Genomic DNA, 15,134 nt, shown 5'->3' with positions numbered 1-15,134 from the left:
AGGCGAAAAGCGCCGGCCCATCCCTATTTCGGCTAAAATGTTGAAGTTTTCCCCAAATTTTCAAGGCGTGCTCCGCGTTATTCGAGGGCGCGCCTTTTTCGCTTGATCGGCACTGAATGAATCATATTCGTAACTTTTCGATCATTGCGCACATCGATCACGGCAAGTCCACGCTCGCTGACCGCATCATCCAGTTGTGCGGCGGTCTGTCCGACCGGGAGATGGAAGCGCAGGTGCTCGATTCAATGGACCTGGAACGCGAGCGTGGCATTACCATCAAGGCGCAGACGGCCGCGCTAACCTACAAGGCGCGCGACGGTAAGGTCTACAACCTCAATCTGATCGATACCCCCGGACACGTCGACTTCTCCTATGAAGTCAGCCGCTCGCTTTCCGCATGCGAAGGCGCGCTCCTCGTCGTCGATGCCAGCCAGGGCGTCGAGGCGCAGACAGTCGCGAACTGCTACACCGCCATCGAGCTCGGCGTCGAAGTCGTGCCGGTGCTGAACAAGATCGACTTGCCGGCCGCCAACCCCGAGAACGCAATCACCGAGATCGAAGACGTGATCGGTATCGACGCGACGGACGCCGTGCATTGCAGCGCGAAGACCGGTCTGGGCGTGGAAGACGTGCTCGAATCGCTCATTCTCAAAGTGCCGCCGCCGAAGGGCGACACGGAAGCGCCGTTGCAGGCGCTCATCATCGACTCGTGGTTCGACAATTACGTCGGCGTGGTCATGCTGGTGCGTATCGTCAACGGCACGCTGCGTCCGCGAGACAAGATCAAGATGATGGCGACCGGCGCGCAGTATCCGGTCGAGCATCTCGGCGTGTTCGCGCCGAAGTCGACCAACCTCTCGCAGTTGTCGGCGGGGCAGGTGGGCTTCGTCATCGCGGGCATCAAGGAACTGACGGCGGCAAAAGTGGGCGATACCGTCACGCTCACGAACCGTCCCGCCGCCGAGCCGCTGCCGGGCTTCAAGGAAGTAAAGCCGCAGGTGTTCGCGGGTCTCTATCCGGTCGAAGCGAACCAGTACGACGCGCTGCGCGAATCGCTCGAAAAGCTGAAGCTGAACGACGCGTCGTTGCAGTACGAGCCGGAAGTCTCGCAAGCGCTGGGCTTCGGTTTTCGTTGCGGCTTTCTCGGCCTTCTGCACATGGAAATCGTGCAGGAGCGGCTCGAGCGCGAATTCGACATGGACCTCATCACCACCGCGCCCACGGTGATCTATCAGGTCCTGCAACGCGACGGCACCACCATCTCGGTCGAGAATCCGGCCAAGATGCCTGAGCCGCCGAAGATCGAGGAAGTGCGCGAGCCTATCGTCACCGTGAACCTCTATATGCCGCAGGAATATGTCGGCTCGGTCATCACGCTCTGTACGAACAAGCGCGGCCAGCAAACCAACATGCAGTATCACGGCCGGCAGGTGCAGCTCACCTATGAAATTCCCATGGCCGAAATCGTGCTCGACTTTTTCGACCGGCTGAAGTCCACTTCGCGCGGCTATGCGTCGATGGATTACGAGTTCAAGGAATATCGCGCGGCGGACGTCGTGAAGGTCGACATGCTCATCAACGGCGACAAGGTCGATGCGCTCTCGGTCATCGTGCATCGTTCGCAAAGCCAGCATCGCGGGCGCGAAGTGGCGTCGAAGATGCGCGAACTCATCCCGCGCCAGATGTACGACGTGGCAATTCAAGCGACCATCGGCTCGAATATCATCGCGCGCGAGAACATCAAGGCCTTGCGCAAGAACGTGCTCGCCAAGTGTTACGGCGGCGACATTTCACGTAAGAAGAAGCTGCTTGAAAAGCAGAAGGCGGGCAAGAAGCGCATGAAGCAGGTCGGCTCGGTCGAGATCCCGCAGGAGGCTTTCCTCGCAATCCTGCGTGTGGACGACTAAGTCCCGCCTGGTGCGCCTGAACGCCAATAACAAGAACTGAAGATAACAACCGGAAGCGATTGAATGAATTTCGCACTGATTCTCCTGATTCTCGTCGTGTTGACGGGCATTGCATGGGTGCTGGACAAGCTGGTGTTCCAGCCGCAGCGCCGCCGTTCGGCGGATGCCGCGGTCGCCGAGTTCGACCGTCAACAGGAACGCGTGGGCGAGCGTTTCGCCGATGAAAATGCCGCGCAGACGCGCGCCCGTCTGCATGACGACAAGCTGCGTCAGCCGTGGTGGCTCGAATACACGGCGAGCTTTTTCCCCGTGATCCTCGCGGTGTTCGTGGTGCGCTCGTTCGTCGTCGAGCCGTTCAAGATTCCGTCGGGCTCCATGGTGCCAACCTTGCTCGTCGGCGACTTCATCCTCGTGAACAAGTACGAATACGGCCTGCGTCTGCCGATCAGCAATACCAAGCTGACCAGCGGCAAGCCGCTATCGCGCGGCGATGTGGTCGTGTTCCGCTATCCGAAGGACGAGTCGGTCGACTACATCAAGCGCGTGATCGGCCTGCCGGGCGACACCATCGCGTATGAAGACAAGAAGCTCACGATCAACGGCAAACCGGTGCCCGAAACGCCGCTGCCCGATTACTTCGACGAAGAGCGGGTTGGTTACGCGAAGCAGTTCGTCGAAGACCTCGACGGCCGCAAGAACGCCATCCTGAACAATCCGCAAGTGCCGCCGTTCGTCATGGGCGCAGACGATTACCCGTTTCGCGACAACTGCAACTACAACGCGCAAGGCGTGACGTGCAAGGTGCCGCCGAGCCATTACTTCATGATGGGCGACAACCGCGACAACAGTGCCGACAGCCGCTACTGGGGCTTCGTGCCGGACGCGAATATCGTCGGTCGCGCGTTTTTCATCTGGATGAACTTCAGCAATCTGAAGCGTATCGGTTCGTTCGATTGATCGGGCGCGAGTTCGCGCGTAACGCGCCCCGACAATGCTTCGAAACGGCGTGAAGAAGCGCGGCTAACACCGTCTCGCCACGTGTTTTCCTGGCCCGCCGGGCGGAATCGACCGTCCGCGCGGGCGCGTTATACTCTGTCCATGCCCTCTTCTCCGTTGGAAAGCCGGTTGCGGTACGAATTTCGCAATGCGGAATTGCTGCGCCAGGCGATGACACACCGTAGTCACAGCGCCACGCACAATGAACGGCTCGAATTTCTCGGCGATTCCGTTCTAAATTGCGTGGTGGCCGCGCTTTTGTTCCAGCGATTCGGCAAGCTCGACGAAGGCGATCTTTCGCGCGTGCGAGCGAATCTCGTCAAACAGCAGTCGTTGTATGAAATCGCGCAGGCGCTGAACGTGTCCGAATGTCTTCGTCTCGGCGAAGGCGAATTGCGCAGCGGCGGTTTTCGCCGGCCGTCGATTCTCGCGGATACGCTCGAAGCCATCTTCGGGGCGATCTTCCTCGACGGCGGTTTCGACGCCGCGTACACCGTCATCAAGCGGCTTTATACGGCGGTGCTGGATCACATCGATCCGCGCACCATCGGCAAGGACGCAAAAACGCTGCTGCAGGAATATCTTCAGGGCCACAAGATCGCGCTGCCGACTTACACCGTCGTCGCCACGCACGGCGCGGCCCACAATCAGCAATTCGAAGTGGAATGCTCGGTGCCGAAACTGGACGTGAAAGTGTCCGGTTCGGGCGCGAGCCGTCGTGCGGCGGAGCAAGCCGCGGCGAAAAAAGCGCTCGACGACGTCATGGCCGCCGCTCCGACGCTCGCCGTCAAGCCTAAACGCAAGGGCGCGCGGGCCGCGAAGCTGGCGGAAGCCGAAGTCGTTCCGGGCGTGACAGGCGTGCAGGCTGCGCTCGATCTGCGCTCGCCGGACCGGCGCGAGCGGGATCGCGACCGAGTACATCACGGCTCGCATGCACACGCTGAAGACAAGCCGTCCACCGCGCCACTCGCCGTGATCCGCGCAACGCATGTCGAGCCATCGGCGGCGTCGTTCGCGGCGTCGGACAAGCCGGAGCGCGTGGTGATCCATCGGCCGGAACGTTCGAGCAAGAGCGAAGCGCCGCCGGTTTCCGAGGGCAGTCACGCGGTCACGAGCGAGGCAGATTCGCCTGCGGACAAAAGCAGCAACGAAAGCCGTAGCAGCGCGAGTCCGGAAGCGCCCGCGCCCCGCGTCGTGCGCGCCGCCGACGCCGGTCATTAAAGCGCATCACCAGGCGCCACGCGCATCTGCGCATAACGAACACATCTTATGAACGCTCCCACATCTTCCGGTTTCCGCTGCGGCATGGTCGCGATCGTCGGCCGCCCCAACGTCGGCAAATCCACGCTGATGAACGCGCTCGTCGGCCAGAAGGTGAGCATCACCTCGCGCAAGGCGCAGACGACGCGGCACCGAATCACCGGCATTCACACGCTCGACGACGCGCAGTATATTTTCGTCGATACCCCCGGCTTCCAGACGCGCCATAGCGGCGCGCTCAACCGCTCGCTGAATCGCGCGGTGACGTCCACGCTTTCCTCGGTCGATGCCATTCTCTTCGTGATCGAGGCAGGCCGCTTCGGCCCGGACGACCAGCGCGTGCTCGACCTTATCCCGACCGGCACGCCCACCATTCTGATTGCGAACAAGCTCGACCGCGTGGGCGACAAGGCGTCGTTGTTCCCGTTCATGCAGCAGATGTCCGCGTTGCGCGACTTCCGCGAGATCGTGCCGTTGTCGGCGAAGAATACCGACGACATCACGCGACTCATGGCGGTCATCAAGCCGTATCTGCCTGAAGGCGAGCCTATCTACGGCGAAGACGATCTGACGGATCGCAGCGAGCGCTTTCTTGCGGCCGAAATTCTGCGCGAGAAAGTGTTCCGCTGGACCGGCGACGAGTTGCCCTACACGAGCACGGTGCTGATCGACAAGTTCGAGACGGAAGGGCGCCTGCGCCGTGTCTTCGCGACCATTCTCGTCGATCGCGACGGCCACAAGGCAATGATCATCGGCCAGAAGGGCGCGAAGCTCAAAACGATCAGCACCGAGGCGCGGCTCGACATGGAAAAGCTCTTCGACGGACCCGTGTATCTGGAAACCTTCGTCAAGGTCAAGAGCGGCTGGGCCGACAACGAAGCGGGCCTGCGCGCTTACGGCTACGAATGACCTTTTGCGAATGATCCATGGACGACGGCACGAACGACGCCCGGATATCCGCGCCCGCCGATGATCCCGCCAGGGACGAGTTCGAGGCGAGCGAGCGTCCCGCGCGCGCCAGCCAATCCGAAGCAAGCAGCCGTCCGGCAAGCGAGGATGATTTCGACGCAACCGAACGCCCGACGCGCGCCGCGCCCAAACGCAAACGCGCGCCCACTTCTTCTTCGTCTAACTCCTCGCACGACAAGCCGTCGCCGCGTCCGCGTTCCGACTTTCGCGTCAGCGAGCAGCCGGGCTTCGTGCTGCATAGCTATCCGTATCGCGAAACCAGTCTCATCATCGATGTCTTCTCGCGCGATCATGGCCGTATCGCGCTGGTCGCGAAGGGCGCAAAGCGTCCGCATTCCGCGCTGCGCGGTGTGCTGCAAACCTTCCAGCCACTCGGTCTTTCATGGACGGGCAAGGGCGAAGTCCGCACGCTGACCACGGCGGAATGGGTCGGCGGCATGCTGCCCCTGACCGGCGACGCGCTTCTCTGCGGTTTCTACGTCAACGAGTTGCTGGTCAAATTTTGCGCGCGTGAAGACGCGCATCCGGCGCTTTTCAATCATTACGTGCTCACGCTTTCGCGCCTCGCGCACGACGAACCCGCCGTGCAGGTACTGCGTTCCTTCGAGCGCGTCTTGCTCAAGGAAACCGGCTACGCCATGGCGCTCACGCGCACCGTGACGCGTCAGAGCGTCGTGCCCGAAGGCCGCTATATGTTCGATCCCGAGCGTGGCGTACGCGAAGCCTCCGACGACTTGCCCGCGCAATGGCCGGTCATCTTCGGTCAGACACTCATCGACATGGAGCGCGACGATTACACCAGCGCGCAAACCGCCGCGCAAAGCAAGACGCTGATGCGCTTTTTGCTCAACGTCTATCTGGGCGGCACGCCGCTCGCCACTCGTCAGATCCTGTTAGACCTGCAAAATCTATGAGCTTCTTTCTCTCATCGCCTGCCAGTGTGATCGACCTCGGCGTGAACATCGATCACGTGGCCACGCTGCGCCAGGCGCGCGGCACGACCTATCCCGATCCTATCCGCGCCGCGCTCGCCGCCGAAGAAGCGGGCGCGGACGGCATTACGCTGCATCTGCGCGAAGATCGCCGTCATATCGTCGATGCCGACGTGCGCACGCTACGACCGCTGCTCGGAACGCGCATGAATCTCGAATGCGCCGTGACGCGCGAGATGCTCGACATCGCGTGCGAGATCAAGCCGCAAGACGTCTGCCTCGTGCCCGAAAAGCGCTCGGAACTGACGACCGAAGGCGGTCTCGATGTCGCCGGCCAGTTCGAAGCCGTGAAGGCCGCGTGCAGGCAGTTGGCCGATGCGGGCATCCGCGTATCGCTATTCATCGATCCTGACGAGACGCAGATTCGCGCGGCCAAGGAAGCGCTCGCGCCAGTCATCGAACTGCACACGGGCAGCTATGCCGAAGCGCACGATGAAGCCGCACAGCGCCGCGAATTCGAGCGCGTCGCGACGAGCGTCGATTTCGGCAACTCGCTCGGGCTCAAGGTGAACGCGGGCCACGGTCTGCATTACACCAACGTCCAGCCAATCGCCGCGCTCGATGGCATCGTCGAATTGAACATCGGCCACGCGATCGTCGCGCACGCGATCTTCGCGGGCTGGGACAACGCGGTGCGCGAGATGAAAGCGATCATGGTCGCATCGCGCCTCGCCGCGCAGACGAAGCGCTGAGTACATCATGGCGATCTACGGAATCGGCACGGACATCGTGCAGGTGAGCCGCGTGGCGGCGGTGATGGAGCGCACCAAGGGGCGCTTTGCCGAAAAAGTGCTCGGGCCGGACGAGTTGCGCATCTATCATGCGCGGCGCGCGCGGTCCGAAGTGCGCGGCCTCGCGTTTCTCGCGACGCGCTTTTCCGCCAAGGAAGCATTCTCGAAGGCGATCGGCCTCGGCATGCGCTGGCCGATGACCTGGCGCGCGCTTCAGACGCTCAACGAGGCGAGCGGCAAGCCGGTCGTCAAGGCATCGGGCGAACTGGCCACATGGCTTGCCGAGCGCAATATCACGGCGCAGGTGACGGTCAGCGACGAGCGCGATTACGCGGTGTCGTTCGTCATCGCCGAAACGCCGGATGCGTGATAGCGCGGCGACATGCGCGCTTCAGGGCAGGGCATCACTCCAACAACGACGGTAACGATCCAATTGAATTCGATGAAACGCACTCCCGGCCCAGTCATGCTCGATGTCGAGGGCACGACGCTCAACGACGCGGATATCGAGCGCATCTCGAATCCGATGACGGGCGGCATCATTCTCTTCGCGCGGCACTTCAAGGATCGCGCGCAACTCGTCGCATTGACCGATGCGATTCGCGCGGTACGCGAAGACATTCTTATCGCAGTCGATCACGAAGGCGGACGCGTGCAGCGCTTTCGCACCGATGGCTTCACGGTGCTGCCCGCGCCTGGAAAGCTCGGCGCGCTGTGGGACAAGGACGTGCTCGCGGCCACCAAGGTGGCGACGGCGTTCGGTTACGTGCTCGCTTCGGAATTGCGCGCGTGCGGCATCGACATGAGTTTTACGCCGGTGCTCGACCTGAACTACGGTCAGTCGCAGGTCATTGGCGACCGTGCGTTGCATGGCGATCCGCGTGTGGTGACGCTGCTTGCCAAGAGCCTGAATCATGGGCTCGCGCTTGCCGGCATGGCCAATTGCGGCAAGCACTTTCCGGGACACGGGTTCGCCTCGGCGGATTCTCACGTCGCGTTGCCCACGGACGATCGCTCGCTCGAAGAGATCCTTGCCGCCGATATCCGTCCTTACGACTGGCTCGGCTTGTCGCTGGCGTCTGTCATTCCGGCGCACGTGATCTACACGCAAGTCGACGACAAACCCGCGGGCTTCTCGCGTATCTGGCTGCAGGACATTTTGCGCGGCAAGCTGGGCTTCAATGGCGCGATCTTCAGCGACGATCTTTCGATGGAAGCCGCGCGCGCCGGCGGCACGCTCACCGAAGCGGCGAGCGCCGCGCTCACCGCGGGCTGCGACATGGTGCTCATCTGCAATCAGCCAAAAGAGGCGGGCAAGGTGCTGAACCAGTTGCGCTATACGCCTACGAAGGCATCCGAGCAGCGTCTCAAGCAGATGCGTCCGCGTGGCAAGGCGCCGCGCTGGAGCAAGTTGCAGGCGCAGGCGGAATATCGGACGGCACGGGAGTTGGTGAAGAGCGCGTTGGGTTGAGGCGATCGGCGAAAGCAAGATCAACGTCCGCCACGGCGGAGCGCCAAGCAAAAGGCCACGGCAGACAAACCGTGGCCTTTTGGTTGTGTGATTGGAGCGCGCCGAGCGTTGCCCGGCGGCGCCCACCATTAGGACGATTCCAGCTTCATCCTTTGCAACTTGTTGTAAAGCGTCTTCGGGCTGATGCCAAGCAGCGTCGCTGCCCGATGCCGCGTGCCACCAACCGCTTCGAGCGTCGCGCGAATCAGCATATCTTCGACATCGGCGAGCGCGGTGCCAACCGTCACCTGCACGCTGCTGCCGTTCAGACCGCGACCGCTGCCGCCTTGTTCATCGGCGCGCAAGGTTTCGATCGTTTCGCCCGACGCGTGATATGCCCGGCGCACGCGTTCGCGCAACTCGCGCACGTTGCCCGGCCATTCGTTCGCGATACATTCCCGCAGGAACGCAGGGCTGATGCGTTTAGGCGACCCGCTCGTGATGCCCGCGATATGGTTCTCGCGATTCAGCTCATCGACGAATTGCTCGGCGACCAGCGCGATGTCGTCGTCGCGTTCGCGCAGCGGCGGCAGATTGATCGACGAACCCGCAAGACGCTGGAACAGATCTTCGCGCAACGCGCCGTTTGCAACGGCATCGCGGATCGGCGTGCGCGACGCCGCGATCAAGCGGAAGTCCGTCATGATGCGGTTGCTGCCGCCCACGCGCATGAAGGTCTGCGAGTCGAGCGCGCGTAACAGCGCCTCTTGTTGGGCGGCGGGAAGGGAATCGATCTGATCGAGGAACAGCGTGCCGCCGCCCGATTGCTCGAGCAGCCCCGGCTCGCGATTCTCCGCGCCCGCGAACGCGTTGCGCTCGTGGCCGAACAGCACGCTTTCCATCGAACGATGCGCGCCATCGCGCGCCGCCGAGCAATCGAACGTGACGAACGGCCCCTTGCGACGGCGGCTCAGTTCGTGAATCGTGCGCGCCGCGATCTTCTTGCCCGTGCCCGCTTCGCCGCAAATCAGTACGGCGGCTTCGGTTGGCGCGGTATGTTCGATGAGATCGTAGACATGCTGCATGGCCGCGCTGCGCCCAAGCATCTCGCCGAAGTGGCCGAGTTCGCGTAGTGTCGAACGCAGGGCCTGCACTTCCTCGGTCAGCTCGTATGGACGCGGAATGCGTGCGAGAAGGCTGCGCAAGCGTGGAATGTTGACCGGCTTGAGCAGATAGTCCCAGATGCCGTGGCGCAGGCCTTCGATCGCGCTTTCGACGGTTGCGTTGCCGGTCATCACGATCACGGGCAGCGCGCCGTCGGGCGCATGAGAAGGCAGGCTTGGCAGCAGGTCGAGACCGCTTCCGTCCGGCAGGTTCAAGTCGATGAGCACGACATCGGGAATGGAACGCGACAAGGCAGCGCGCGCTTCTGCAAGCGTCGTCGCGGTGTCGACGGTGAAGTCGTCGGCCGTCAGGATCGCGGACAGGCCGGACAAGCTATTGGGATCGTCTTCGACAATCAGTGCGTGTGGCATGGCGGACACAACGTATTAAATGGACTGTGATTCGCCGTCGCCGCAAGCATGGCCTTCGAAGCGATGCGAGGGCTCCGGCACGTCATGGGCGGGATATGCGCGCCCTTTTCCGGCGTGCTGCGTACAGGTCCCGCTGCGTTTGTTCGTCCTGCGCTTTCTTCTTGGTTCTCGTTATTGCGACTGTTGCGGCTATTGCGACTGTTGCGTCTTGACGCGCAGATCGTTATTGACGGATTGCACGCCCGACACGCTGCGGGTGATCGAGATTGCCTTCTGGATCTGATCCTCCGAATTGACATACCCGGACAACAGCACGACGCCGCGATACGTCGCCACGCTTACCACGAGCGATCTGAACCCCGGCTCCGCGATCAATGCGGCCTTCACGCGAGCCGTCACCGAAGCGTCGGATGCATAGTCGCCTGCCGCTTCGCGCGACGGTGTCGACTGGCAACCCGCCGTGAGTGCGAAAACGGGCAGCGCGAGCATCGCGGCGAGCAGCAGATGACTGCCGATGATGGGCTTTTTACGCATGTCGTTATTGTTAAGTCCGTATTAAGCGGACAGAGCAGAAAGCGTGCCACCACGTAAGTTTTGGACTACATCCTTACGAATCAAGCGCCGATGAGCCTCTGCGGCCGGTCGCTAATCGCTTAATTAGGTCGAGACCGGTAAAGTTTGCCTGAATTTGTCAAAAACTTCACGCAAAAGAAAAAGCGCCCGCGAAGGGGCGCTTTCTTGTGCGGTGTAAAACGACGCTTGAACCGTCATTGCCGCGAGCAGTTCCGGGCGTGGCTTACGCGCGGCTGCGATATTCGTTGGTGCGGGTGTCGATTTCGATCTTGTCGCCGATGTTGCAAAAGAGCGGCACTTGCAGTTCGAATCCGGTGTTGAGCTTGGCGGTCTTGAGCACCTTGCCCGACGACGTGTCGCCCTTGACGGCCGGCTCCGTGTAGATGATTTCACGAACCAGCGTGGTCGGCAGTTCAACCGAGATGGCCTTCTCGTTGTAGAACACGACTTCGCAAGTCATGCCGTCTTCGAGGTAGTTGAGCGCGTCGCCCATCATTTCGGCTTCGACTTCGAACTGGTTGTAGTCGGCGTCCATGAAAACGTACATGGGATCAGCGAAGTACGAGTACGTCACTTCCTTGCGATCCAGCACGACGACGTCGAACTTGTCGTCCGCCTTGTAGACGGTTTCCATGCCTGCGGCCGTCAGCAGGTTCTTGAACTTCATCTTGACGACCGCGGAGTTACGGCCCGATTTGTTGTACTCGGCGCGTTGAACGACCATGGCATCGCTGCCGATCATGACGACGTTGCCGACGCGGAGTTCTTGTGCGGTCTTCATAAAAACTAGTCCTGTACGAATGTTTGGCTTGAATTGCTGCGGAATGAATAAATCGGCAGCGGTGTCTTTGTGTTGCGTCGCGTGTTCGACCGTAAGGTCCGAACGCGGGCCACCGCGCGAGAATTCTGTGCTACGAGGTTCCGGCTTTTTTTCTGATCGGCGTTCAGGGCTTCGGTTTCCGAACCCAAGCGTAAGGCGTAGGGTGCGAAATCTTTTGGCTGAACAATGCCGTCCCTCGGATAACCGCTTATTTTAACTGAGTTTTTGCCGATTTGGCCACTGGATTGGAGGCAGCGCGACGCCTTCGGTAGACGTTATTTCGCCATCCGCTCAGTGGCGTGCGCGACGAGATTGCTGGCGAGATCGCCGACTTGAGCGAGTTCTGCCGCCCATTGCCGCGCGCGCGCCTCGAATTTGCGCCGATGCGCCCAGAAGTCCGCCCAGTCCACCGTGCCAACGCCGTTCCAGGCATGCCAGAAGCGATGCGCCGCGCCACGCGCGTCGGCGCAAAGCTGCTGCGTGTAATGGTCGAGCGCCGCGTCGAGTTTGGGCAGATGGGCGTCGTCGGATTGCGGATAGATGTGCCATACGAAAGGCTTTTGGGCCCATTGCGCGCGCACGAACGAGTCTTCGCCGCGCACGAAGTTGATGTCGGCGGCCCATAAAAGCTCGTCGAAGCGCGGTTGTTCGACGAAGCCGAGCGCGTGTGCTTCGAGCGCGCCCGCCCGCGCCGATGCGCCCGCCGCAAAGCCCGTCAGTCCAAAAAAACGCGCAAGCGCGCCGGAGATGCGGCCCTCGGGCACGAGCAAGGTGACGGGCGCGTCGCCGTCGCGCCATTGAGCGAGGAGGGTATCGACGGCGGGATTTTCGTAGGCGAAGAGCGAGACGACCGTCCGATCGGGCGCAGGCTTTTCGATGCCCACGCGCTCGCGCCACCAGGCGGACGCGTCGAAACGCTGGCGCGCTTGGTCCAGATCGCGTTCCTTGATGACGCCGCCGGTTCCCGCGCCGAGTCCGGGAAAAAAGAAGCTCTTGTCGAGCGGATAGCGCGGATGAGGCGACGGCCGCATATGAAAGTCCGCGACCCAGTCTTCGCCGCTCAGGTATTCGAGGTTGATCCACACGGGCTTGCGCGCGCGACGCGCCATCGCGGCGATATACGCGTGCGGGATTTCGCAGGCGAACGCTTCGATCACGACATCGGCGATCTGAAGCGTATCGCCCGCGTGCGCCGGATCGCGCCAGTGTTCGACGACGACGCCCGCCGCCTCCTGCCGCGTGAGCGCGACATCGATTTCCGGGCACAGTGCGTGGAAAACCTTGAGATCATCGACCAGCAGCCGCACACGCCAGCCGTGCTCGCGGCGCAACTGGCGCGCGAGCCGCCAGCACACGCCGACGTCGCCGAAATTGTCGACGACCGCGCAGAAGATGTCGCAAGCGAGCTGGCCGTGGGACTCGTGGCCGGCTTGCTGCCGATGATGTGTCGTTGACATGGGCGTCGAAGGCGGCCGGCGGGGCGGCGGCGTAATGTTCTAAACTGGCGATTCTAAGATACCGGTCGCCCCCGGACGTAAAGCGTCCTCGCGCCGTGCCGATGCCTTCCTCGCGCTCCACGCTTACTCGCTGCATGACTGACAACGACGCTCCCGCACCGGATTTCGACCCGAAGAAAACGCTCAGGCAATTGCCGAATCTGCCGGGCGTCTACCGCTATTACGACGGCGACGGCAAGGTGCTCTACGTCGGCAAGGCGCGCAATCTGAAGAAGCGCGTGTCGAGCTACTTCACGAAGACGCTGCACTCGCCGCGCATCGCGATGATGGTGACGCGCATCCGCAAGATCGAGACGACCGTGACGCGCTCGGAAGCGGAAGCGTTGCTGCTCGAAAACAATCTGATCAAGGCGCTGGCGCCGCGCTACAACATTCTCTTTCGCGACGACAAGTCCTATCCGTTCCTCAAGCTGACCGGGCACAAGTTTCCGCGCATGGCGTACTACCGCGGCTCGGTTGACAAGAAGAACCAGTACTTCGGGCCGTTCCCGAGCGCTTGGGCCGTGCGCGAGAGTATCCAGATTCTGCAGCGCGTCTTCCAGCTGCGCACGTGCGAAGACTCGGTGTTCAGCAATCGCACGCGGCCGTGCCTGTTGCATCAGATCGGGCGCTGCACGGCGCCGTGCACGGGACTCATCAACGAAGAGGACTACGCGCGCGATGTATCGAACGCGTCGCGTTTTTTGCTTGGCCGGCAGGGCGAAGTGATGAAGGAACTCGAGCAGAAGATGCACGCCTTCGCCGCCGATCTGCGCTTCGAGCAGGCGGCGGCCGTGCGCAATCAGATGAGTTCGCTGTCGACGGTGCTGCATCAGCAGGCGATCGAAGTCGGTGGCGAGAGCGACGTCGATATCCTCGCGGTCGTGGCGCTCGGCGGGAAGGTGTGCGTGAATCTGGCGATGGTGCGCGGCGGCCGGCATCTCGGCGACAAGGCGTATTTTCCGGCGCATGTCGAAAGCGCGATCGCGCTGGGCGATGAGGATGCGCTTGGGGATGACCTGGAAGAGCAGGCGCCGGACGCGGTCGGAGCGACGGAAGCATTGAGCGAATCGGGTGCCGCTCGTGCGAGTGTCGCGGTGCTTGCGGGTGTCGCCGGAGCGGACGATGCAATGGACGGCGGCGGTGCGCTCGAAGCCAACGACGCGCGCACAGCCGACAACCTGACGCCCGCCGCCGACGCAACCGAGGCCAACGACGAAACGCAAGCCAACGACGCACTCGATGCCAACGAAGAGCTCGACTCGGAAGACGCCATCGAAGCCACCGCAACATCCCGCGAAGGCGCCCTCGAAGCCGAAGTGCTCGAAGCGTTCATGGCACAGCACTACATCGGCAATCGCATCCCGCCGGTGCTGGTCGTGAGCCACGCGCCCGCGAGCCGCGAGCTCATCGATCTGCTCAACGAACAGGCGGGACACAAAGTCACGCTACTGCGTCAGCCGCAAGGCCAGAAACGCGTGTGGCTCTCCATGGCCGAGCAAAACGCGAAGCTCGCGCTCGCACGTCTGCTATCGGAACAAGGTTCGCAGCAAGCGCGCACGCGCTCGCTCGCCGAGACGCTCAGCCTCGACATGGAAGACCTGGCGCAACTGCGCATCGAGTGCTTCGACATCAGTCACACCATGGGCGAGGCGACGCAGGCATCGTGCGTGGTGTATCACCATCACAAGATGCAGTCGGGCGAGTATCGGCGCTACAACATCACCGGCATCACGCCCGGCGACGATTACGCCGCCATGCGTCAAGTGCTCACGCGCCGCTACGAGAAAATGGTCGCGCTTGCCGCCGCCAACGCCAGCGACGAAGCCGCGACGCTGCAAACCGAAGACGCCGCCGATCCCAACGTCACGCCGGATGCCGCATCGCCCGTATCCGCTGGCGGGACGCTGCCGAATATCGTGCTGATCGATGGCGGCAAGGGACAAGTCGAGATCGCGCGCCAGGTGTTTTCGGAGCTCGGGCTCGATCATGGCATGCTGGTGGGTGTCGCGAAGGGCGAAGGGCGCAAGGTCGGGCTCGAAACGCTGATCTTCGCCGATGGCCGTTCCGCGCTCGAACTCGGCAAGGAAAGCGCCGCGCTGATGCTCGTCGCGCAGATTCGCGACGAAGCGCATCGCTTTGCGATCACCGGCATGCGCGCCAAGCGCGCCAAGACGCGGCAAACGTCGCGCCTGGAAGAACTCGAAGGCGTCGGCGCGAAACGGCGTCAGCGGCTCTTGTCGCGTTTCGGCGGTTTGCGCGGCGTGCAGGCGGCGAGCGTGGAAGATCTGGCGAGCGTCGAAGGCATTTCGCTGGCACTCGCGCAGCAGATTTATCGACAGTTGCATTGAGCCGGACGCATGGCGCGGCGCGGCTCGCAATGGCCGCGCCGCGTGGCCCGCCGC

At 62.4% G+C, this 15,134-nt stretch carries 13 protein-coding genes; 9 read left to right on the top strand and 4 right to left on the bottom strand.

The window, feature by feature from the left end; all coding sequences use genetic code 11:
• Window positions 1–116 precede the first annotated feature (116 nt).
• From lepA to nagZ, 8 genes are all read left to right on the top strand, one after another.
• Window positions 117–1,907 (top strand): translation elongation factor 4, encoded by a 1,791-nt coding sequence (lepA, locus tag P9250_RS28240; protein WP_244825804.1) that lies wholly within the window; start codon window positions 117–119, stop codon window positions 1,905–1,907.
• 63 nt (window positions 1,908–1,970) lie between these two features.
• A complete protein-coding gene (gene lepB / locus P9250_RS28235; RefSeq protein WP_310396358.1) occupies window positions 1,971–2,864 on the top strand; it encodes a signal peptidase I in 894 nt (297 codons plus the stop codon).
• A 141-nt stretch (window positions 2,865–3,005) separates the two neighbouring features.
• On the top strand, window positions 3,006–4,124 hold the full coding sequence (gene rnc / locus P9250_RS28230) for a ribonuclease III (RefSeq protein WP_310396356.1): 1,119 nt from the start codon (window positions 3,006–3,008) through the stop codon (window positions 4,122–4,124).
• A gap of 48 nt (window positions 4,125–4,172) precedes the next feature.
• Window positions 4,173–5,072 carry a GTPase Era gene (gene era, locus P9250_RS28225; protein ID WP_310396353.1) on the top strand — a complete coding sequence of 300 codons (900 nt, stop codon included), beginning with the start codon at window positions 4,173–4,175 and terminating at the stop codon, window positions 5,070–5,072.
• A gap of 17 nt (window positions 5,073–5,089) precedes the next feature.
• Window positions 5,090–6,046, top strand: a complete 957-nt coding sequence (recO, locus tag P9250_RS28220; protein ID WP_310396351.1) for a DNA repair protein RecO — start codon at window positions 5,090–5,092, stop codon at window positions 6,044–6,046.
• Entirely contained in the window at window positions 6,043–6,816 is a 774-nt protein-coding gene (pdxJ, locus tag P9250_RS28215; protein ID WP_244825796.1) for a pyridoxine 5'-phosphate synthase, read from the top strand. Before recO ends, pdxJ begins: the two co-directional genes overlap by 4 nt.
• A gap of 7 nt (window positions 6,817–6,823) precedes the next feature.
• Window positions 6,824–7,225: a holo-ACP synthase gene (gene acpS / locus P9250_RS28210; protein ID WP_250465258.1), complete on the top strand. Its 402-nt coding sequence runs from the start codon at window positions 6,824–6,826 to the stop codon at window positions 7,223–7,225.
• A gap of 72 nt (window positions 7,226–7,297) precedes the next feature.
• Window positions 7,298–8,326 (top strand): beta-N-acetylhexosaminidase, encoded by a 1,029-nt coding sequence (gene nagZ / locus P9250_RS28205; protein WP_310396348.1) that lies wholly within the window; start codon window positions 7,298–7,300, stop codon window positions 8,324–8,326.
• Between the two features lie 128 nt (window positions 8,327–8,454).
• Here the strand turns inward: nagZ and P9250_RS28200 are convergent, their stop codons facing one another.
• The 4 genes from P9250_RS28200 to earP form a co-directional block, all read right to left on the bottom strand.
• Window positions 8,455–9,840: a sigma-54 dependent transcriptional regulator gene (locus P9250_RS28200; RefSeq protein WP_244825790.1), complete on the bottom strand. Its 1,386-nt coding sequence runs from the start codon at window positions 9,838–9,840 to the stop codon at window positions 8,455–8,457.
• Window positions 9,841–10,029: 189 nt separating this feature from the next.
• Window positions 10,030–10,374: a BON domain-containing protein gene (locus P9250_RS28195; protein ID WP_250465256.1), complete on the bottom strand. Its 345-nt coding sequence runs from the start codon at window positions 10,372–10,374 to the stop codon at window positions 10,030–10,032.
• A 262-nt stretch (window positions 10,375–10,636) separates the two neighbouring features.
• Window positions 10,637–11,194 carry an elongation factor P gene (gene efp, locus P9250_RS28190; protein WP_086966248.1) on the bottom strand — a complete coding sequence of 186 codons (558 nt, stop codon included), beginning with the start codon at window positions 11,192–11,194 and terminating at the stop codon, window positions 10,637–10,639.
• 314 nt (window positions 11,195–11,508) lie between these two features.
• Entirely contained in the window at window positions 11,509–12,690 is a 1,182-nt protein-coding gene (earP, locus tag P9250_RS28185) for an elongation factor P maturation arginine rhamnosyltransferase EarP (RefSeq protein ID WP_310396346.1), read from the bottom strand.
• A 134-nt stretch (window positions 12,691–12,824) separates the two neighbouring features.
• On the opposite strand from earP, the gene uvrC reads away from it, so the two are divergent.
• Window positions 12,825–15,080: an excinuclease ABC subunit UvrC gene (gene uvrC / locus P9250_RS28180; protein ID WP_310396343.1), complete on the top strand. Its 2,256-nt coding sequence runs from the start codon at window positions 12,825–12,827 to the stop codon at window positions 15,078–15,080.
• Window positions 15,081–15,134: the final 54 nt, after the last annotated feature.

The organism is Caballeronia sp. LP006, from assembly GCF_031450995.1.
GTDB lineage: Bacteria > Pseudomonadota > Gammaproteobacteria > Burkholderiales > Burkholderiaceae > Caballeronia.
Note: the sequence above shows the minus strand (reverse complement) of the source record. Positions and strands in the feature narration are given on the sequence as shown.

What these genes read in the sequence shown, in the direction of transcription:
- lepA (WP_244825804.1), top strand. Translation starts at nt 117, where the DNA reads ATGAATCATATTCGTAACTTTTCGATCATTGCGCACATCGATCACGGC.
- lepB (WP_310396358.1), top strand. Translation starts at nt 1,971, where the DNA reads ATGAATTTCGCACTGATTCTCCTGATTCTCGTCGTGTTGACGGGCATT.
- rnc (WP_310396356.1), top strand. Translation starts at nt 3,006, where the DNA reads ATGCCCTCTTCTCCGTTGGAAAGCCGGTTGCGGTACGAATTTCGCAAT.
- era (WP_310396353.1), top strand. Translation starts at nt 4,173, where the DNA reads ATGAACGCTCCCACATCTTCCGGTTTCCGCTGCGGCATGGTCGCGATC.
- recO (WP_310396351.1), top strand. Translation starts at nt 5,090, where the DNA reads ATGGACGACGGCACGAACGACGCCCGGATATCCGCGCCCGCCGATGAT.
- pdxJ (WP_244825796.1), top strand. Translation starts at nt 6,043, where the DNA reads ATGAGCTTCTTTCTCTCATCGCCTGCCAGTGTGATCGACCTCGGCGTG.
- acpS (WP_250465258.1), top strand. Translation starts at nt 6,824, where the DNA reads ATGGCGATCTACGGAATCGGCACGGACATCGTGCAGGTGAGCCGCGTG.
- nagZ (WP_310396348.1), top strand. Translation starts at nt 7,298, where the DNA reads ATGAAACGCACTCCCGGCCCAGTCATGCTCGATGTCGAGGGCACGACG.
- P9250_RS28200 (WP_244825790.1), bottom strand. Translation starts at nt 9,840, where the DNA reads ATGCCACACGCACTGATTGTCGAAGACGATCCCAATAGCTTGTCCGGC.
- P9250_RS28195 (WP_250465256.1), bottom strand. Translation starts at nt 10,374, where the DNA reads ATGCGTAAAAAGCCCATCATCGGCAGTCATCTGCTGCTCGCCGCGATG.
- efp (WP_086966248.1), bottom strand. Translation starts at nt 11,194, where the DNA reads ATGAAGACCGCACAAGAACTCCGCGTCGGCAACGTCGTCATGATCGGC.
- earP (WP_310396346.1), bottom strand. Translation starts at nt 12,690, where the DNA reads ATGTCAACGACACATCATCGGCAGCAAGCCGGCCACGAGTCCCACGGC.
- uvrC (WP_310396343.1), top strand. Translation starts at nt 12,825, where the DNA reads ATGACTGACAACGACGCTCCCGCACCGGATTTCGACCCGAAGAAAACG.